This is a genomic window from Kitasatospora sp. A2-31, assembly GCF_022288725.1.
Lineage (GTDB): Bacteria > Actinomycetota > Actinomycetes > Streptomycetales > Streptomycetaceae > Kitasatospora.
In genome coordinates, this window is the sequence record NZ_JAKNTA010000010.1 from 288,855 (window position 1) to 308,268 (window position 19,414).

A 19,414-nucleotide genomic window follows, 5' to 3' on the forward strand; every position below is an offset into this window, starting at 1 on the left:
CGCTCGCCCTGGCCCCGCCCGACAGGCGCCCGGTCCGCGGCGGTGGCCGACGCTCAGTTCCGGCGACCGCGCCGGCGCAGCCAGGCGATGCCGGCGATCAGGCCGACCGCCCCGACCGTGCAGAGCTTGACGGCCCCCTTGGCGAGCAACCAGCCCAGACCGGGCACGGTCCAGCCCAGCCAGTGGAAGACGGCCAGCAGGACCGCCGCCGCACCGAGCGCCGCCACCACGCCGACGGCGACGGCCGCCCCGGTGGGGATTGCGCGTTCCTCGGGCTCCGTCGCGTCCACGTCCTTCGTACCCCCATGGTCCATGCGGGCGATCCTAACCCCGGGTCAGCGCGGCGCGTGGTGGTGCGTGTCGCCGGTGTGCTCGCCGGTCTCGTGGTCGGGGAAGCTGACGGCCAGGGTGGCCCGGTACTCGAAGACGTCGTCGCGGTGGCCCGGCACGCGTGCCCAGGCCAGCGAGTGCACCTCGGCCTCGGGTGCCTGGCGGCACCAGGCGGCCGCCTCCTCCAGGGCGCGGGCCGCCGAACGGCCGGTGCAGACGACGGCGGTGTAGGCGGCGACGGACACGTCGCCGCCACCACAGCGGGCACCCCGGGAGACGGCCCGCACCGCGGCCGCGGCGTGGGTCAGGTCTCGTGCCAGGTCGTCGACCACCCGGGGCGGCGCCGGCAGGACGCCTTGGCCCTCCGCCACGGTCTCCGGCAGGTTCGTGCTCACTGTCAGGGCCTCCGTCCGCCTGGTCACGGGATCCGCCGGGTGCGGATCCGCCTGGTCACCGGCCCAAGAATGCCGGGCGGCCATTCCTGGCATGACCACTTTCACCCGAACGTCACCCGTCCGGGGAGCCCAGGGTGCAGAGCTCGACCACGACCGGTCCTCCCCTGCTATGGGGCGGGCGGACGCCGGTCGGCAGGACGCGACAGAAGGCGGACGCGGCGGCGCCCGCCTGCGCGTCCGGCGTTCCCGGCTGTCACGCGGCTGTACAACACCCGTTGCAGGAACGGGAGATATCGCGATCGACCGGCCACTACGATCCTGTAGCGTCCGAGTCCGCCGCACCGGCGGGCGTCAGCGGAGGGATTCCCGTGCAGCTCCATGCATCGTTCCGACAGCAGCGCCGACACCTCTGGCTGCCGGCTCTGGCGCTCGCGGGCGCCGCGCTGGCCGGGTGCTCGTCCGGTAGCAGCAAGGTGGTGGCGGCCTCCCCGGCCGGTTCCGCCACCAGCGGCTCCGCCACCAGCGCCCCCGCCGCAGCCTCCGGTTCGGCCCCGGCCGCCCCGACGGGCGGCTCGGCGGCAGCCCCGACCGCCGCCCCCACGGCACCGCCCGGCTCCGACACCACCGGCACTGCGGGCTCCCGCCCCAAGGACGCCTGCACCCTGGTCGTGCCGGCCCAGGTGGCGGCCACCATCAACGCGGTGGAGCCGCTCAACACCACCCGCCCCGACGCGGCGTCCGACGGGAGCCCGGTCTGGGGCTGCACCTGGGGCAACCGCCAGTCCTACGCCTCCCTCCGCGAGGTCGCGCCCGGCATCCTCGCCTCCGCCAAGGCGGACCCCGCGAAGTCGGTCGCCCCGTTGCCCGGCGTCGGCACCGAGGCCGTGATCGCGACCCGCAAGGACCACGCCCACCCCGTCGCCTTCTTCGTCACCGGCGGCCACACCTACGAGGTCGAGGTGGTGAAGGACCGCGGCCCGGGCGACGCGGTCAACGCCGGGCTGGAGGCGGCGGCGGAGGGCAGCCTGGCCCTGGTGTTCGCCAAGTCGCTCGGCGGCTGACGGCTGACGGCCGCCGGCCCGAACCGGGCCGGGGCGTCCCCGGGCCTGGGCCGTTCGAAGGCGGCCGGGGGCGCCGGGCGGCGCAGCCGGTTCCCTCCGGGGCGTGAACGGGGCCGGGGCCGGAGCGGCGGGCGGATGCGGGCGCGGCGCGGGCGTTCACAGAATGACCCACGGCGCCGTACCCGTAATCCCCCCACAGCCAAGGCGGATCGTATGAGCCGACTCCACCCACCCCCCGCCCGGGCCGTCCGGCGCAGGGCCCGCGCGTCCCGTTCCGGGACCGCCCTCCTCTCCGGACTGGTCCTGCTCGCCCCCGCGGCCGCGGCCGGGTCGCTGGTCAGCGCGATACCCGCGCGGGCCGACAACCCGACCATCTCGCTCAACTCCCTGCGCACCGCGTGGGACGCGGCCGAGCCCGACCTCGGCCCGGCACAGGTCTCGGCCTCGGACTTCGGCCGCCGCTGGTCCACCGCTGTCGACGGCGCGGTGTTCGCGCAGCCGCTGGTGGCGGGCTCGACGGTGGTGGTGGCCACCGAGACCAACCACGTCTACGGCGTGAGCGCCACCGACGGCCGGATCCTGTGGCAGCGCGCGCTCGGCACGCCCGTACCGTCCTCGACGGCCTGCCTCTCCCCCGGGACCGGCATCACCTCGACGCCGGTGTACGACAAGGCGACCGGAACCGTCTACCTGGTGGCCAAGTCCAACGAGAACGGCGCGCACTTCTCCGTACACGCCCTCGACGCAGCCTCGGGCGCCGAGCGCAGCGGCTGGCCGGTCACCGTCCAGGGCGATCCCGTGAACAGCCCCGGCGTCCCGTTCGACCCGGGCACCTCCGCACAGCGGGCCGGGCTCCTGCTGCTGAACGGCGCGGTGTACTTCGGCTTCGCCTCCGACTGCGGCGTCGGCACGTACGTCGGCCACGTGGCCGGCGTCAACACCTCGACGCGCAAGCTGACCCTCTGGTCCACCGAGTCCGGCTCCAAGTCGCAGAACGGCGGCGTCTGGATGAGCGGCGGCGGGCTCGTGTCGGACGGTTCCGGGCGGATCTTCATCGCGACCGGCAACGGCGCGGGCGAGGGCTCGTCCCCGCCGAAGGGGCCCGGCGACAAGCCGCAGGGCCACTTCGCCGACTCCGTGGTCCGGTTGGGCGTCAACAGCGACGGCAGCCTCGCGCCGAAGGACTTCTTCAGTCCGTCCAACAACCGCCAACTCGACCACGACGACCTGGACCTGGGCTCCGGCGGTCCGGCCGCGCTGCCGACCGGCTTCGGCACCTCCGCGCACCCGCACCTGCTGGTGCAGGTCGGCAAGGACGGGCGGATCTTCCTGCTGGACCGCGACAACCTGGGCGGTATGGGCCAGGGGCCGAACGGCACGGACGCGGTGGTCGGGACGACCGGCCCCTACAAGGGCGTCTGGGGCCACCCCGGCGTCTGGGGCGGGGACGGCGGCTACGTCTACATGATCGAGAACTACGGGTCGCTGCGCGCGCTCAAGTACTCGGTGAACGGCAGCGGCAACCCGCAGCTGACCAGCGCCGGGACGAGCGCCGAGGGGTTCGGCTACGCCTCCGGCTCCCCGGTGGTGACGTCCAACGGGACGACGAGCGGCTCGGCGCTGGTCTGGCTCGTCTACTCCGGCACCGGGCCGGGTGGCCAGAACGGTGAACTGCGGGTCTACGACCCGGTCCCGGTCAACGGCACGCTGAAGATGCGGCGCAGCTTCCCGCTCGGCACGGTGACCAGGTTCTCCGTTCCGGCGACGGACAACGGGCGGGTGTTCGTCGGCACCAAGGACGGCCACCTCATCGCCTTCGGCCGCGCCTCCTGAACCGGTGGCCCCGGGAGGACACGCCCTCGGCCTCCGCCCGGGCCGGTCGCGCGCGACCACGAGGCGTTCCGCCAGGACCGGCCGGGCCCCGCCGGGCGCGACCGTGCGGGGCCCGGCCGCCGTCCGTCACCCGTTCGAGCGCGATTGTCCGCGGATCGCGCGGTTCGGACCGGCGGCCGGGCCCGGCGGCTCGTAGCGTCCTGACCCAGGGGGCGCACGCGCCCCCTCCCAGTTCCCCGGCCCGAGGAGGACCGATGCAGCAGAACGCCCAGCCCCGCCCCGTCCCCGCCGCACCGCCGGTGCGCCCGGCCGGCGCCGCCAAGCCCAGCTGGTCCGCGCCGGCGGTGGAGTGCCACCGCACCGGGGCCGAGGTCACCGCGTACGCCGGACGGGCCGCCCAGTGGCGCAACCGCTGACCCGCGAGCGGTTCGCAGCCAGGCTGCACGACCTGCGGGGACGGTACTGGGACACCCACCCGTTCCACCTGCGCCTGCACTCCGGTGGCTGCACGCCACCGGAGTTGCGGCGCTGGGTCGCCAACCGCTGGTACTACCAGCTCTGCCTGACCCGCAAGAACGCCGCCATCATCGCCAACTGCCCGCTGCCGGAGGTGCGGCGGGCCTGGGTGGAACGGCTCGGCTACCAGGACGGGCCGAACGGCGACGAGGGCGGCCTGGCCGACTGGCTGGTGCTGGCCGAGGCGGTCGGCCTCGACCGCGCGGAAGTGACCGACGAGCGGCACGTCGCGCGCGGGGTGCGCTTCGCCGTCGACGGCTACCTGCACTTCTGCCAGACCCGGCCGTGGACCGAGGGCGTCGCGGCGGCGCTCACCGAGATGTTCTCACCCGACCACATGGCCCGGCGGGTGGCCGCGTGGCGCACCCACTACGCGTGGATCGACCCGGCCGGGTACGCCTACTTCGAGCACCGCATCCCCACCGCCCGCCGGGACAGCGCCCGCACCCTGGAGCTGGTCCTGGACCACTGCACGACCGCCGCGCAGCAGCAGGCCGCCGTGGAGGCGCTGGCGTTCAAGTGCGAGGTGCTGCGCGCCATGCTGGACGCCGTCGACTACGGGGCCGACCGGTGAGCGCCGTCCCCTCGACGGCGGCCGACCGCGCCCCGGACACGCCGCCGGCACCGTCCGCCCCTCCCGCACCTCCCGCACCTCCCGCCCGCACGGCCCCGACCGCCGACCCGGCGGCCGTGCTGCGGCCGGGGCTGCGGCCCGGCGTGCGACTGGTGCACGACCCGGTCCGCGACCGGGCCGCGCTGCTCTACCCCGAGGGCGTCCTGCTGCTCAACGAGAGCGCCGCCGCCGTCCTGCGGCACTGCGACGGCCGGCGCGACGCCCGGCGGATCACCGCCGACCTCACCGCCGAGTACGACGGGGTGGACGGCGGCCACGTGCGCGAGCTGCTGGCCGACCTCGCCGAACGGCGGCTGCTCGCCCTCGACGGCACCGGCGCGCCGGCGCGCCCGCAGCCGGCCGCCGGACTGCCCGGCGCCGCCGGTCGCGGGCCCGCACCGCTCGGCCTGGTCGCCGAACTCACCTACCGCTGCCCGCTGCAGTGCACCTACTGCGCCAATCCGGTCGAGCTCGCCCGCTTCCGGAACGAGTTGGCGACCGAGCAGTGGCTGCGCATCCTCGACCAGGCCCGCGGGCTGGGCGTGCTGCAGGTCCACCTCACCGGCGGCGAGCCGTTGCTCCGCCGCGACCTGGTCCGGATCGTGGCCCACGCCCGCGGCCTCGGCCTCTACACCAACCTGGTTACCAGCGGCCTGCCGCTGGACGGCGCCCGCGCCGCCGAACTGGCCGAGGCCGGTCTTGACCACGTCCAGCTCTCGGTCCAGGACGCCGACGTGCACCGGGCCGACGCCGTCGCCGGGCTGGCCGCGCACGAGCGCAAGCTCGCCGCGGCCGCGCTGCTGACCGGCGCCGGCCTGCCGCTGACCGTCAACGCCGTGCTGCACCGCGGCAACCTGCCCCGCCTCGGCGCGCTGGTCGAGCTGGCCGTGGCGCTCGGAGCCGACCGGGTCGAGCTGGCGCACACCCAGTTCTACGGCTGGGCCTGGCGCAACCGGGCCCACCTCGCCCCCGACGAGGCCCAGGTCCGGCAGGCCGAGCGGGACGTCGCCGTCGCACGCGAGCGCCACGGCGGGCGGATCGAGATCGTGCACGTCGCCGCCGACCACCACGACGGCACCGTCAAACCGTGCATGGACGGCTGGGGCAGCCGTCAGCTGGTCGTGGCGCCCACCGGCGACGTGCTGCCCTGCCTGGCCGCCGCCCAGCTGCCCGGCCTGCCGGTGCCGAACGCCGTCACCGCCGGGCTCGCCGCGATCTGGCACGACTCCCCGGCGTTCAACCGCTACCGGGGCACCGACTGGATGCCCGAGCCGTGCCGCAGCTGCGCGCTGCGCGAGGTCGACCACGGCGGCTGCCGCTGCCAGGCCTTCCAGTTCACCGGCGACGCCGGCGCCACCGACCCGGCCTGCCGGCTCTCCCCGCACCACCACCTGGTCACCGGACCCGCCCCCGCCGACACCCCGGCGCCCGTCCCACGGAGGCTGCGCTGAAGATCCGGATCCTCGGCACCTCCGCCGGCGGCGGGGTGCCCCAGTGGAACTGCGGCTGCGGGGGCTGCACCACCGCCCGCCGCACCGGCACCGCGCGCACGCAGGACTGCCTGGCCGTCAGCGCCGACGGCGCCGCCTGGTACCTGGTCAACGCCTCCCCCGACCTGCGCGGCCAGCTCCTGGCCGCGCCCGAACTCGCGCCGGCACCCGGCAGCCGGGAGACCCCGCTGCGCGGCGCACTGCTCACCAGCGCCGAACTGGACCACACCCTCGGCCTGCTGACCCTGCGGGAGGCGGCGGCCCTCACCGTCCACGCCACCCTCCCGGTGCGCTACGCCCTGCACTCGGGCTTCCCGGTCGGCCCGCTGCTCGCGCCGTACACCAAGGCCCGCTGGCACACCGTCGCCCCCGGCCAGCCCGTCGAGCTGGACGGCGGGCTGCGCGCCGAGCCGCTGGCGCTCGGCGGCAAGCGCCCCCGCTACGCGGCCGACCTGCCCGGCGAGGGCTGGGAGGGCCGGTCCGACTGGGTGGTCGGCTACCGCTTCACCGCCGCCGGCAGCCGCTCCTGTGCCGTGTACGCACCCGGGCTGGCCGCCTGGACCCCGGCGGTCGACAGGGCGGTGGCCGGTGCGGACGTGGTGATCCTGGACGGCACCTTCAGCACCGACGACGAACTGGCCGGGCGCACCGGCGGTGCGCGCACCTCCCGGGGCATGGGCCACCTGGCGGTCCGGGACTCACTGCCGCACCTCGCCCGCCTCCCCGGGCCCCGCTACCTCTACACCCATCTCAACAACACCAATCCGCTGGCCCACCCGGGGTCCCCCGGCACCGGGGCGCTGGCCCGGGAGCTCGCCGCGGCCGGCGCCGCCGTCGCCGAGGACGGGATGCTGATCGAGGTCTGACCGCCGGCCACCGGCGGGGAGCGCCCGGGGGGAGGCGAGGCCCGGACGGTCGGGGCCCGGCGCACCGGGGACCCGGGGGCTGCGCACAGGTGGGCCCCGCCGGTCGGTCCCACCGCCACCTGCGCGTTCATCCGACGGTGGCGCCGCAAGCAACCTTTCGCCACCTGCACGGCGTCAGATCGTCGTGATACTAATCGTCCCGGGGACGCGATCTGTCATGCACCGTCAGGCGCCATGCCGGCGGGCGGTCCGTTCCGCGGTAGTCCGAACGGTCACGGGGAGGGGCACGGCATGAGCGCAGGGCTGGGCGGCGGTCGCCGGACGGGGCACCGGCTGCGGCTGGGCAAGCGGATGGCCGGCACGGCGGCGGTGTTCACCGCACTGGCCGCGCTGACGGGCTCCCAGGTGACCGGCCTGGGCCTGGCCCCGGTCGCCGCGGCCGACGCGCCGCAGCCCACGGGCCCCGCCACGGCCACCCAGGCCGTCGCCACCACCGTGCCCGGCGCCGCTCGTCCGACGCTTCCCAACACGCCCGGCGGGCCCGGCACACCCGTCGACGGCGGTGGCCCCGTCCCGCTGCCGCAACCGCCCACGGCGCTGCCCGGCGACCCCTCGGCCGGCCCGTTCCGCACCGGTCCCGCGCTGCCGGAGACCGTCTTCGCCGCCTACCGGCAGGCCGAGACCGCCCTGGCGCAGCGCTCGCCCGGCTGCCACCTGCCCTGGCAGCTGCTGGCCGCGATCGGCGAGGTCGAGTCCGGCCAGGCCGACCGCGGTGCCGTGGACGCCGGCGGGACGACGTACCGGCCGATCCTCGGGCCGGTCCTCGACGGGAAGGGCTTCGCGGCGATCCCGGACACCGACGGCGGCCGCCACGACGGCGACCGGGTCTGGGACCGGGCCGTCGGTCCGATGCAGTTCATCCCCTCCACCTGGGCGTCCTGGGGCGTGGACGCCAACGGCGACGGCACGGCCGACCCCAACAACGTCTTCGACGCCGCGCAGGCCGCCGGCCGCTACCTGTGCGCGGGCGGGCGTGACCTCGCCGACCCGGCGCAGCTCGACCGGGCGATCCTCGGTTACAACCACTCCGACGAGTACCTGCGGACCGTCAAAAACTGGATGGCCCACTTCGGCACCGGGACGGCGACCACCGTCCCGAACCGTCCGGCTCCGGCCGCCACCACCGCGCCCACCACACCCGCCGCGCCCACCACACCCGCCGCGCCGGTCTCGCCCACCGCGCCCGTTCCGTCGGCGCCGGCTCCGTCGGCCGCTTCCTCGCCGTCGACAGCACCGGCCACGGCGTCCCCCTCGGCCACCCCGGGTGCGAGCACAAGTCCGAGCGCGAGCACGTCGCCGAGCGGTCGGCCGACCCCGAGCGCGAGCACCTCGCCCAGCGCGACGCCCACCGGAACCCCGACCGGGACGCCCACCGGAACCCCGACCGGCACCCCGCCCACGACGCCCGGTGGTACCCCGACGGCCACGCCCACCACCTGCCCGGTGCCCACCCCGTCGGCCACCGGCACCCCGAACCCGACCGCCTCCCCGTCGGCCACCGCCCCCGCCACGGCGGGTGCCACGCCCACGGCCACCCCGTCGGCGACCGCCACGGCGTCGCCCACCGTCCCCGGCTGCCCGACCCCGTCCCCGACGCCCACCGCGTCGACCTCCGCTGCCGCGTCCCCCGCGGCCGCTCCGTCGGCGAGCGTCTCACCCTCGGCCGCGCCCTCGCCGTCGGCCCACTGACACCGCACGGAGCGGGGGATCCGGCCCACCCTGGTCCCCCGCTCTCGCGTGCCTGCCACCTGACCGCGGACGGCTGACGAGGGGACAGCCGCTCGGGGCGGCGGGCGGTCAGTTCCCGCCGGACTCGCCCTCGTCCACCACGCCCCCGCCCCCGTCGCCGTGGCCGTGGCTGCCGTGGCCGTCGTTCTCGTCGTCGTAGCGGATGCCGGCCTCGCGGTCGCGCTGCTCCTGCAGCCTGACCGGGAGGTCCGGGTCCCAGTCGGAGGTGCGGGGCAGCTCGGGCCCGTCCGGGCCGAGGCGGACCACGGGTTCGACCCGGACCAGGCGGAACCGGCGCTCGCCGACGGACAGTTCGTGGCCGCGCTCGGCGTCGAGCCGGTCGGCGGCGGCGGCGTACCGGGCGCGCTCGTCCGCGGTCAGCCGTGGCAGCAATCGCGGGGCGAAGTCGCGCAGGTAGGCGGCCAGGCTGTCCCGGGCGGCCTGGGGGGACTCGCAGGCCGCGGTCATCGGCGCCCAACGGCCCTTCGCGTACTCGGCGACGGCACAGTGCACCGGCAGGACGAGGACGTTCGGGTACAGGTGGGAGGCGAGCCGGGCATCGGCCCGGACGTCCTCGGGGACGTCGTGACCGGCCGGGACCAGCGCCGTCAGGTCCAGCCGCAGGATGCCGTCGACCAGCGTGACGGCGGCGGCCGGGTCGATGACGAACCCCCGCACCCGGGACGGCGCGCGGTGGCCCTTGCCGACCTCGGCCGGGTCCGGGTCGGTGGGGCGCGGCGGCTCGATGCCCTCGGGCCCCGAGCGCAGCACCTGCTCGGCCCGGAAGATGCGGTACTCCCGGCCCGCGACCGCGATCTCGTCCAGCGCCTCCCAGTCCATCCGCCGGTACGCGGCGGTGTAGGCGGCGCGCTCCTGCGCGGTGATGTCCCAGGAGGCGGCGAACGGGTGGCCGGGCTCGGTCCGTGCCCAGCAGCGGAACCGGTGGCCGAGGTCGTCCCGCGCCATCTGCGGGGTGGTGGAATGGAAGTCGAGGATCCGCCAGGCACGCGGACCGACCCGCTCCAGGCTGCCGAGGACGGGCGGCATCATCATCAGCCGGGGGTACTTCTCGCGGGACTCCCAGGCCTCCAGCCCGACCACGGCGGCCACCGGGTCGTCGGTGGCGCCGACCCGGAGGGTGAGGTGCGCGGGCAACTGCACGGCGTCGTCGTCCATGCGGCCAGTGTTAGCGGACCGGTGGAGGGCGTCGCAGCGGTATCGCGGAAGTCCACCCGACCGAGCGCCACCGGTGGCACGCTCTTCGCGGGCGGGCCGCCGGGGTCCGGAAGCAACCGCCGTACGAGCGGCCCGGGTCCGTGACCGATCCGGGGTGCGGCCGCCCGGTCGGGGCCGGGACCGCAGCGGACGCGGGACCCGTCCGGGGGGAGATCGGACGGGTGCCGCGCCGCCGTTCTGGGGTTTGGGGGGCGGAGCGGCCGGCGGCGTCCGGTCGGAACCACCGGCCTCGTGGCGACGCCCTGCCCGGCGCTCGTCAGAGGTGCTTGACCAGCTCCGGCATCAGGTCCTGGAAGGTGCGGCCGCTCGCCGGCTGACCGATCGCGGCCATCTGCCAGCCGTTCCCGGTGCGCTGCACCTTCGCCATGATCTGCGCGGTGTACGGGCCGCCGCCGGTCAGCGTGTACCGGGCGAGCTCGGCGCCGGTCTGCTCGTCGACCAGCCGGCAGAAGGCGTTCTCGACCTCCTGGAAGGTCTGCCCCGTGAAGGAGTTGACGGTGAAGACGATCTGGTCGACCACGGCCGGCACCTGGTCGAGGTCCACCGTGATGGACTCGTCGTCGGTCGCGTCGCCCGCGCCGCCGGTCAGGTTGTCGCCGCTGTGGCGGACCGAGCCGTCGTTGCTCTGGAGGTGCTGGAAGAACACCACGTCCACCGGCTTGCTCCCGGCGAACAGCACCGCCGACGCGTCCAGGTCGATCTCCTGGGGGGCCAGCAGCTTGGCGAAGAAGCCCTTCTTCTGCGCGGCGCGCCAGCCGAGGCCCATTCGGACCACGCCCAGCCGGCCACCGCCCGCCTTCTCCAGGCTCAGCTTCTGCCCCTTGGCCAGCGAAACGCTCATCGCGCCCTCCTCGTTCCTCCGCCTGCGGCTTGAATCTACAGCACTGTAGAGACCGGCCGCGTCCGGGGCTCCTCGCGCGGTCCGCCTCCCCGTGGAGCACGTACCCCGCTCCGACGATCCGCACCACATGGTTCGACCACGCCGCTGCGAGGACGGGACCATCCGAGCACGACGAGGCGACAGGCGGCGGCTGACACACCGCAGCGCGGCGGCATCGTCCCGCTGCCCGCCGACCTCGACGGAGCCGGCGCCGGCCCGGCCCACCGCCCGGCGTCAGGCGGTGCGCTCCAGCCGCACCAGGGCGTCGATCGCCTCCGTCCGCCGCGGCGCGCCGGTGTCGCCGCCGGCCCCGAGGACGACACCGCCCGCGTCCCCGGCGACGGCGGCCGACCGGTGGCCGCCCTCGGCGTCCACCGGCCGCCGGACGCGCTCGGCCCGGACCGTGTGCAGTCCGGCACCGTCGAGGTCGGCGAGCACGTCGTCCGGGGTGTAGAGGACGCCCGGATCCTGCGGACCGCCGACGCCCTCGGTGAGGTTGGTGCTGTCGTGGGCGATCACCAGCAGGGTGCCGCCGGGGGCGAGCGCGGCGGCGGCCCGCACGAGGGCGGCCCGGCGGTCCTCGGCGGGGAGCTGCAGGTAGGCGACCAGCACCAGGTCGTAGCCCTCCGACGGGACTTCGAGTTCGCGGGCGTCGCCGTGCCGCCAGGTCAGCCGGTCCGCGACCTCGTCGGGCAGATCGGCGGTGAGCCGCTCGGCCCGCTCCAGCGCCACCGCGGAGAAGTCCAGGCCGGTGACGTGCCAGCCCCGGCGAGCCAGCCAGATGCTGTTCCGGCCCTCCCCGGCGGCGACGTCCAACGCCCGGCCCGGAGCCAGCGAGGTCAGCTCACGGACCACCCAGCGATTGGGCTCGGCGCCCCAGACCGACTCGCTCGCGGCGTAGCGCTCGTCCCAGTCCCGGCTCTCCATGGCTCTCCTCCACTCGACGGGGCTGCTCCCGTACGCCACCGTACCGGCGGGGCCGTTCCGGAGCGCTCAGCGGCGGCCGAACAGTGGCCGGGACCGCAGCCGCGGCGCGGAACCGCCCACCGGCCGGACACCGTTGGCGGGGAATGCCGCTCCGGTCCCACCTCTGGTGTCGTGGCGCAGCCCGACCACGGGTGCGCAGCGGTCCGCTGACGGCGGCGCTGCCGAGCGGTCAAGGTGACCGCACCGCTGGAGAGTCCACCGCCACGGCCCGCCGGAGCGGCGCGGGCCGCGCGGATCAGGGTGCGACCCGCGCGGCCCCCGGCTGCTCAGCGCCCCGGCACCGGGTCGGCCGTCCCGCGGCGCGCCACGCCCGGGCGGCAGCGGAGCAGCCGCCCGACCGTCAGCCGGGCGCCGCGCACCGCGCCGTGCCGGTGCAGCGCCTGGACGGCGTAGGTCGAACAACTCGGCGTGTACGGGCAGCAGGCCGGCCGCTTCGGGCTGACCTCGGTCCGGTAGTACCGCACCGCGCCGTACAGCACCCCCGCCGCGAACCCGCCCGGCGCCGGCGCGGCCGGATCCGCACCGGCACCCCCGCCCGTGCCCCGGCGGCCGCCGCGGCCGCCGGTCAGGGCGAACCGGACCCCCGCGACCGTCATCACCGGGACGAGCGCGATCAGGCAGGGGTCACCGAGGTCGCAGCAGCAGTCCGCCCCGTCACAGGCGTCCGACCAGTCGCGGTCCTTCTTCTTCTTGTTCCGCCGCTTGTACGCCAGCCACTCCCGGCGCTGCGCCTTGCGCCGGCGACGTTCCTTCTCTGGCAGCCACCACCATGCCCGCTCGGGTCGCTGCGGCGGGAACTGGGCGCCCGGACCGGGCGTCGGGTAGGTCACGGCTGGTGTTCCTCTCGGCACGCTGGCGCGCCGGAGCCGGCCCCCGACGGCCTGATCAGGTTATCCGAGCACGCCGCCGCAGCGGTACGTCAGTCCTGACCGCCGCCCAGGGTGGGGAACAGGTCGGTGAACGGCTGGGTGGTCACCGAGACGCTGCGGCCGAACGGGTCGTCGAAGTCCCAGATCAGGAAGAGCAGGAAGGCGATCAGCGCACTGAACGCCCCCGCCAGCAGCAACTCCCGGGAGGAGCGCCGGATCTGCAGGGCGAAGACCATGCCGACCGTCACCACCGCCCCGACGATCAGACCGAACCAGACCACGCCGGGCATGGTCGGGCCGGCGTTCTGCCCACGTGCGTTGCGCGCGTCGTCGGCGACGCTGATCCGGTCCATGATCGGCTGGTAGGCCTGGGCCTCCAGGTCGCCGGCGGGTGTGCGGGTGGCGACGTCCTGGCGCAGCTTGTCCAGCAGTTCGGTGCCCCGGGCGGAGATCTCGCCGTGCTCGCGCATGTAGTCCCACTCGACGTCCACGACGTAGGAGACGTAGGCGTCCACGTCGGCCTGGACCTTGTCGCGGAACTCGACCGGGTAGACCTGGGCGCGCTCGCTCACCTCGTGCAGCGACTGCGCCTCGCGGAACACGTCGTCCTGGGCCGCGCCGCGCGCCTCCCAGACGCCGGCGATGGCGAGGCCGAGCACGATCGCGTAGACCACGCCGATCATCATCGTCATGTACTCGATGACATCGGGCGTCTCGTCGGTGTTCTCGTCCTCGCTGACCCGGCGGTGCCTCAGCAGCACCACCGCCACCACGACGGCACAGGCCGCCGACATGGCGATGGCCAGCGCCAACCACTCGGACATGGGAACTCCTTTCCAGGGTTCGGGATTTCAGGGTTGGGGCCGCAGCAGACGCGCGGCGGGACCGGTCCGCGGCCCGAGCCGTGCGCGGGAACGACGGCGTCGCCGAGCGGCACCCGGTTCGGCCGGGCGCCGTCGGACGCGGTTCGCGGCGCCGTGACGATCGCGGGCGACTGCGGCCGTGGCCGCCGGGAGCAGTGCGGTCGGGCGCCGGGGGCTGCCGGCCACCCGCACTGCCGAGGGCCGGAGTCTCCGGCCACCCACGGTGTCGGGGACCGCAGTCGCCGACGGCCGGGCAGCCGGGACGGGTGTCCGCGACCGGATCGGTGACGAGTCCTCGGCGGAGGTCCACCGGGGCCCGCCGCGGTCCGCCGGGGGCGGTCAGGAGCGGCCGGAGCCGCCGCGGCCGGACCGGCCTCGCGGTCGCAGGGCGGCCGCCGCGAGGACCGCCGGCACGGTGACCACGAGCATCGTCCTGGTGGTCGCGCCCCCGTGGTGCCGCTCGGGCGCCTGGATCGGCGGGGCGAGCGGCACCTTGGCCGGCTTCGCCACCGGTTTCGGCCGGACGGGGCCGGGCACGGGCGGGCTGGGGCTCGGTTCCGGCGGGGCCGGGGGCTCGGGCGCCGGCGCGGGCGGCGGGACGACCGGTTGTGCGGTCGGCTTCGGCGTGGGTTTCGGCGTCGGCCGGGGCGACGGAGGCGGCGGGGTCGGCCGCGGCGTCGGCGGGGGCGCGGGTGGCGGCACCGGCGCGGCGGTGGGCGGCGGTGTCGGCACGGGCGTAGGGGTCGGCGTGCGGGTCGGGCCGGGCGTCGGCGTGGGCTTCGGCGTCGGCGTGGGGGTCGGCGTCGGGGTCGGCTTGGGGGTCGGCGTCGGGCTGGGGCACGGCGGAGTCGGGGACGGCGTCGGGCACGGGTGGTGGTGGCCGGGCTTCGGGTGCGGCTCGGGCTTGGGGTGGCTCGGCTTCCCCGCGTGGCCGACCGTCACCCCGACCTCCACGTCGACGTCGACATCGACGTCCACGCCGCCGGGGCCGACCGACACCGAGACGTCCGTCCCCGTCGAGACGCAGGTCTCGACGACCGGCCCGTGCGATCTTCCGCCACCGTGGTGTTCGGACGCCCGGGCACCGGCCGCGCCGCTGAGCAGGGCGCAGAGTGCGGCCACCCCGGCCGCGGCACCGGCCAGCCTGGCGCGCCGTCCACGGGCTCCGCCGCCGTCGCCGCCCACCACGATCAGGTCTGCGGTCACGGCTGCCCGTCCACCGGTATCCGTCGGGGCTGCTGGGGTTGCGGCATGGGTTCCATGCACCTCTCGCGTCGCGGGGAACGTGGGAACGGAATCGGTGGCACCTCTCCTACCGGTCCGCGTCGGTCGGCACCTCCCGGAAGGTCCGCCCGACACCGGACGGCCCGCCTGGTGGGGCGGGCCGTCCGACATCAAGTGAAACGATCTTGCGGCCGACCGGTTACGGGCGGACCGGATCCGGGCGCGGCCGCCGGTGGGCGGCGGCCGCCCCACCGCTCAGTGGCGGCCGTGGGCGATCTCGACGTTCTCCAGGACACCGACCGCGTCCGGCACCAGGATCGCCGCGGAGTAGTAGGCGCTGACCAGGTAGGAGATGATGGCCTTCTCGTTGATCCCCATGAACCGGACCGAGAGGCTCGGCTGGTACTCGTCGGGGATTCCGGTCTGGTGCAGGCCGATGACGCCCTGGTTGTCCTCGCCGACTCGCATCACGAGGATGGAACTGGTGTTCTCCTTGGTGATCGGGATCTTGCTGCACGGCAGGATCGGGACGCCGCGCCAGGCCGGCACCTGCTGCCCGCCGAGGTCGACGTGGTGCGGGTAGAGGCCGCGGGCGTTCAGCTCGCGCCCGATCGCCGCGATGGTCCGCGGGTGGGCGAGCAGGTAGTCCGGGTCACGGCGGCGGTTGAGCAGCTCGTCGAGGTCGTCCGGGGTGGGCGGGCCGGAGTGGGTCTGGATCCGCTGGTCGAAGTCGGCGTTGTTGAGGAGGCCGAACTCCGGGTTGTTGATGAGCTCGAACTCCTGGCGCTCGCGCAGGGCCTCGATGGTCAGCCGCAGCTGGTGCTCGGTCTGGTTCATCGGCTGGTTGTAGAGGTCGGCGACGCGGGTGTGCACCTTGAGCACGGTCTGCGCGACGCTCAGCTCGTACTCGCGCGGCTTCAGCTCGTAGTCCACGAAGGCGCCGGGCAGCTCGTACTCGCCGTGGTGGCCGGCCGACATGGCGATCTCGGCCTCACCGCGCTCGTTCTGGCGCTGGAGCGGCAGCGCCAGGAACTCGCGGAGGTGCGCCTGCAGCGCGGGCGAGCCCTCGCGGATGGCCTCGAAGTCCCGGCGGGGCAGCGAGAGCACGGTGCCGGCGGTGGCGGTCTTGGCGGTGAACTCCCAGACGGCGTCGGGGTCGAGGACCGCCTGCTCGCCGAACCGGTCGCCGTCGCCCAGGACGCCGACGACGGTCTCGTCCCCGTACTTGCCGGTGCCGACCTGGTTGATCTTGCCGTGGGCGATCAGGTAGATCCGGTCCGCCGCGGCGCCGCGCTCGGCCAGCACCTCGCCCGGGCCGAAGTCCCGCTGCTCGCAACGGTCGGCGAGGGCCGTCAGCACGTCGTCGTCGTCGAAACCGCGCAGCAGGGCCAGCTCCCCGAGCTCGCGGGGGATCACCCGCACCTCGGATCCGGTCTTGATGAACTCGATCCGGCCGTCACCCACGGTGTAGGTGAGGCGGCGGTTCACCCGGTACGCGCCACCGGCGGCCTGCACCCAGGGCAGCACCTTGAGCAGCCAGCGGGAGGTGATCTCCTGCATCTGGGGCGCGGACTTGGTGGTCGTGGCGAGATTGCGGGCGGCAGCGGTGGTGAGGCTCGACTGCTGCGGCACCTGCTGTGTCTCCGGGTTGGTGTCCACCGGCATCGGCAGGGTTCTCCTTCATCTGGTCAGGTCACGCCGACCCGCCGCGGCGAAGCCGTGTCGGATCGTCAGATAGGCGTCATGGTGGGGGTGTTGGCGATGTACCGCGATGCGCTCCGCCTTCTCGGGCGGCCCATCGGGAACCCTAGATCACCGATCCCCGGCCCACCCGGAACGGGCCGCAAGTGCCGCCCGATAGGGTGAATCTCGACCATGGAGAGATTGGAATCCCCCAGCCATCTCTAGACGGACCGTCGATTCCCTGCGCACGCGAAACGCCCGCAGGTCGGAACCACCCCTCCGATCCGAACGGATCGACGACCCGGCCCGCGGGCCGGGCTCCCGTCCGCGACGCACCGGAACGCGCGTACGACAGTCGAACAGCAGGCCACTACGGGGCGGGTGGTGTCGCTCGACGGCGACGCCGCGGGCGGTGGCTCCGGTACCAGAGCGCGCCGACCACGCCGGAGACCACGACCAGGGCGAGCGCCAGCACCGGCCACCGGCTCCCCGCCAGCCGGATGTCGGTGGCCAGCAGGAACAGCACGGTACCCACCGGCACGAGCACCGACAGCACGGCCTGGAAGGTGGCCGCGGCGAGGCCGGGGTCGGTCCGCGACCGACCGGGCTCCAGCCACCCGGTGGCGTGGCCGCCGAAGTAGTACGAGACACCCGTGGCCGCGACGCGGCCGGTGGCCCGGTTGTACGAGTACGCCATGTACGGCAGCCACACCAGCGGCACGACCATCCCGATCAGCAGGACCACCCCCACCAGCGCCCACTCTCCCGCGGTGCGCCAGCGGGACGGCGGCGGATCGGCACCCTCGCTGGTCAGCCCGAGCAGGCGGGCCATCCGCCAGATCAGGTACCAGAACGAGCGCCACCGGCCCGACGCGGGCGCCGCCGGAGCGGGTTCCGACCCCGGAGCGGCTTCCGACCCCGGAGCGGCTTCCGACCCCGGGGCGGGTTCGGGCCCGGGCCCTGCGGCGGGCCGGGCTCCGCCGGCCGGCCGGTCGGGCGGCCCGCCGAGCGGCCGCTCGCCGCCGGACGCGGCTCCGGCCTCCGGGCCGGGCACGGACCCGGCCGCGCCGGCCGTGTCCTCCCCCGGTTCGGCGGCGAGCGCCCGCTCGGCGGTCTCGACGTCGGGGTAGGCCCCCTGCAGCACCATGAGCTCGGCGATCCGGGCCCGGTCCGCCGGGTCCCGCCCGGCGAGGGCGGCGAGTTCCAGGAGGAGCTGCCCCTGGGCCAGCAGGGCGGTGCAGAACGCGAACGGGACCAGCCAGAGGAAGGGCCCGCCGACGAACGCCCCCTCGCTCGTGGTCACCCGGCGGCCGCGCTCGACGACCAGCCCCACCAGCTCGTCCGGTGCCGCGTCCGGGTGCGCCGCCCGCAACGCGGCGACCCGACGGGCGGCCCGCGGGCCGCGGTGGCGGACGGCGAAGACGGCCAGCGTCTCGGGCAGCCGGGACGGGTGCTCCCGGATCGAGCGCACCAGCTCGCCGACCGGCGGCTCCGGCGCTTCCCGCGCGTCCCGGTCGGTCTCCTGGCTCCGGCCCCTCAGCTTCACCGCTTCACTCCGGCCCCGGCCCCGCGGCCGGGTTCCCCGGCCACTGTCAGCAGCCTAATCGGGCCGGGGCGGGGCTGCTGCGCCGGACGCGGCCGCTCGGACCGTGACCCGGGGAGCATTCCGGACCGCCGGCCCGGACGCCGCCGCGGCAGCCGGTCAGGCGATCTCGAAGCCGTGCCGCGCCCGGTCGAAGCGGCCGCCGGCCAAGTCCTCCCCGGTGATCCAGAACGAGACGTTGACGCACTCGCCCCAGTCCACGTCGAGGGCGGCGTTCTCGATCTGGAGCAGCGGACGGTGGTCGGCGGGGCGGCCGGTGTCGGTGTCGCACCAGCCGAGCACCCGCACGGCGGGTCTGGGCAGGTGGTCGCGGAAGTCGGCCGCGAGGTCGAGGGCGATCATGAAGTCGTCCGGGAAGAGGTTCTCCAGCTCGCGGTCCTGGTAGGAGGGCGCGGAGAGCTCCCAGTGGGCCCGCACCGGAACGGCCGGGACGGCGGGCCTGCACCGGTCCTGCTCGGGCGCGGGCCGGAGCGCCGAGCCGGCCGGCACGTGCAGGACCCGGCAGCCGCGGCCGGAGAAGTCGGACAGCCACTCGTCGTGGAAGAAGAGCAGCAGCCCGTGGTCGGGCAGCGGCCAGTCTCCGCCCGGGCCGGTGGCGCGGAAGGAAGCGGCGAGCCCGGCGCAGTCGAGCTGGGCGAGGAACTGCATCGGCCGGCCGCCGAACTCCGGCCATTCGGTGCCGGCCGGCAGCGCCGGCAGACCGCCCAGCCGCCCGGCGGTCGGGGCGGTGCCCGAGCCGGCGGGCGGGGCTCCGCCGGCGTCGGCGTCGGCGTCGCCGTCGGCTTCGTCCGCGGGGACGAGGACGAGCGAGTGGCGGAGCAGTCGGTCCACCTGCGGCGCCGTCTCCTCGCCCGCCCGCTCGCGGATCGCGGCGTACACGGCGTAGGGCATCGGCATCCCGGGCAGCTCGTCGGCACCGGCCCCGGCAGCGCTCCGGGCAGCGGGCGCGGCGGCGGCCCCGGCGACGGCCGCCGCCGGGTCGGCACCGATGTCGGCACCGGTGTCGGCACCGGCCGCGCGGATGGGCGCAGGCGCGGGCGCGGGGCTCGCGGGCGGTGTGTCGGACGCGGCGTCGGGCGCGTCGGTGGTCAGCGGTTCGGCCATGGCCCAAGCCTGCCATCCGGCACCGACAACCCCTGCACGCGCCCGGCGCGGACAGCCCGTCCGAAGGACCCCG

18 protein-coding genes are annotated in these 19,414 nt (G+C 75.7%); 7 read left to right on the plus strand and 11 right to left on the minus strand.

The features are described 5' to 3' along the window. Positions 1 to 53: 53 nt before the first annotated feature. Both MCM47_RS27085 and MCM47_RS27090 read right to left on the minus strand, forming a co-directional pair. Positions 54 to 314, minus strand: coding sequence for a hypothetical protein (locus MCM47_RS27085; protein WP_238864322.1), 261 nt, complete (start codon positions 312 to 314; stop codon positions 54 to 56). Between the two features lie 21 nt (positions 315 to 335). Continuing rightward, positions 336 to 725, minus strand: a complete 390-nt coding sequence (locus tag MCM47_RS27090) for a hypothetical protein (RefSeq protein WP_238864323.1) — start codon at positions 723 to 725, stop codon at positions 336 to 338. Positions 726 to 1,093: 368 nt separating this feature from the next. On the opposite strand from MCM47_RS27090, the gene MCM47_RS27095 reads away from it, so the two are divergent. From MCM47_RS27095 to MCM47_RS27125, 7 genes are all read left to right on the plus strand, one after another. After that, the gene (locus tag MCM47_RS27095; protein ID WP_238864324.1) at positions 1,094 to 1,786 is read left to right on the plus strand and encodes a hypothetical protein; all 693 of its coding nucleotides are present in this window, start codon (positions 1,094 to 1,096) and stop codon (positions 1,784 to 1,786) included. A gap of 213 nt (positions 1,787 to 1,999) precedes the next feature. Then, complete coding sequence (locus MCM47_RS27100; RefSeq protein ID WP_238864325.1) at positions 2,000 to 3,619, plus strand: PQQ-binding-like beta-propeller repeat protein; 1,620 nt, start codon at positions 2,000 to 2,002, stop codon at positions 3,617 to 3,619. A 254-nt stretch (positions 3,620 to 3,873) separates the two neighbouring features. Beyond that, positions 3,874 to 4,035, plus strand: a complete 162-nt coding sequence (gene pqqA / locus MCM47_RS27105) for a pyrroloquinoline quinone precursor peptide PqqA (protein WP_238864326.1) — start codon at positions 3,874 to 3,876, stop codon at positions 4,033 to 4,035. Continuing rightward, positions 4,020 to 4,709, plus strand: coding sequence for a pyrroloquinoline-quinone synthase PqqC (pqqC, locus tag MCM47_RS27110; RefSeq protein ID WP_238864327.1), 690 nt, complete (start codon positions 4,020 to 4,022; stop codon positions 4,707 to 4,709). Before pqqA ends, pqqC begins: the two co-directional genes overlap by 16 nt. Beyond that, on the plus strand, positions 4,706 to 6,199 hold the full coding sequence (gene pqqE, locus MCM47_RS27115) for a pyrroloquinoline quinone biosynthesis protein PqqE (protein WP_238864328.1): 1,494 nt from the start codon (positions 4,706 to 4,708) through the stop codon (positions 6,197 to 6,199). Before pqqC ends, pqqE begins: the two co-directional genes overlap by 4 nt. A gap of 8 nt (positions 6,200 to 6,207) precedes the next feature. Continuing rightward, on the plus strand, positions 6,208 to 7,104 hold the full coding sequence (gene pqqB, locus MCM47_RS27120; protein ID WP_374209215.1) for a pyrroloquinoline quinone biosynthesis protein PqqB: 897 nt from the start codon (positions 6,208 to 6,210) through the stop codon (positions 7,102 to 7,104). Between the two features lie 291 nt (positions 7,105 to 7,395). Then, positions 7,396 to 8,853, plus strand: coding sequence for a lytic transglycosylase domain-containing protein (locus MCM47_RS27125; RefSeq protein WP_238864330.1), 1,458 nt, complete (start codon positions 7,396 to 7,398; stop codon positions 8,851 to 8,853). 108 nt (positions 8,854 to 8,961) lie between these two features. Here the strand turns inward: MCM47_RS27125 and MCM47_RS27130 are convergent, their stop codons facing one another. The 9 genes from MCM47_RS27130 to MCM47_RS27170 form a co-directional block, all read right to left on the minus strand. Continuing rightward, positions 8,962 to 10,068 (minus strand): DUF5954 family protein, encoded by a 1,107-nt coding sequence (locus MCM47_RS27130; RefSeq protein WP_238864331.1) that lies wholly within the window; start codon positions 10,066 to 10,068, stop codon positions 8,962 to 8,964. 316 nt (positions 10,069 to 10,384) lie between these two features. Beyond that, positions 10,385 to 10,969, minus strand: a complete 585-nt coding sequence (locus MCM47_RS27135) for a TerD family protein (protein ID WP_238864332.1) — start codon at positions 10,967 to 10,969, stop codon at positions 10,385 to 10,387. A 273-nt stretch (positions 10,970 to 11,242) separates the two neighbouring features. Continuing rightward, the gene (locus MCM47_RS27140) at positions 11,243 to 11,935 is read right to left on the minus strand and encodes a bifunctional 2-polyprenyl-6-hydroxyphenol methylase/3-demethylubiquinol 3-O-methyltransferase UbiG (protein WP_238864333.1); all 693 of its coding nucleotides are present in this window, start codon (positions 11,933 to 11,935) and stop codon (positions 11,243 to 11,245) included. Positions 11,936 to 12,261: 326 nt separating this feature from the next. Continuing rightward, positions 12,262 to 12,825, minus strand: coding sequence for a membrane protein insertion efficiency factor YidD (gene yidD, locus MCM47_RS43425; protein ID WP_238864334.1), 564 nt, complete (start codon positions 12,823 to 12,825; stop codon positions 12,262 to 12,264). 89 nt (positions 12,826 to 12,914) lie between these two features. Continuing rightward, on the minus strand, positions 12,915 to 13,688 hold the full coding sequence (locus tag MCM47_RS27150) for a DUF4239 domain-containing protein (RefSeq protein ID WP_238864335.1): 774 nt from the start codon (positions 13,686 to 13,688) through the stop codon (positions 12,915 to 12,917). A 378-nt stretch (positions 13,689 to 14,066) separates the two neighbouring features. Then, positions 14,067 to 14,933 carry a hypothetical protein gene (locus tag MCM47_RS27155; RefSeq protein WP_238864336.1) on the minus strand — a complete coding sequence of 289 codons (867 nt, stop codon included), beginning with the start codon at positions 14,931 to 14,933 and terminating at the stop codon, positions 14,067 to 14,069. 273 nt (positions 14,934 to 15,206) lie between these two features. Continuing rightward, positions 15,207 to 16,616, minus strand: coding sequence for a family 2B encapsulin nanocompartment shell protein (locus MCM47_RS27160; protein WP_238864337.1), 1,410 nt, complete (start codon positions 16,614 to 16,616; stop codon positions 15,207 to 15,209). A gap of 388 nt (positions 16,617 to 17,004) precedes the next feature. After that, the gene (locus MCM47_RS27165) at positions 17,005 to 18,180 is read right to left on the minus strand and encodes a hypothetical protein (protein WP_238864338.1); all 1,176 of its coding nucleotides are present in this window, start codon (positions 18,178 to 18,180) and stop codon (positions 17,005 to 17,007) included. A 156-nt stretch (positions 18,181 to 18,336) separates the two neighbouring features. Then, a complete protein-coding gene (locus MCM47_RS27170; RefSeq protein ID WP_238864339.1) occupies positions 18,337 to 19,341 on the minus strand; it encodes a DUF1963 domain-containing protein in 1,005 nt (334 codons plus the stop codon). Between the last annotated feature and the right edge of the window lie 73 nt (positions 19,342 to 19,414).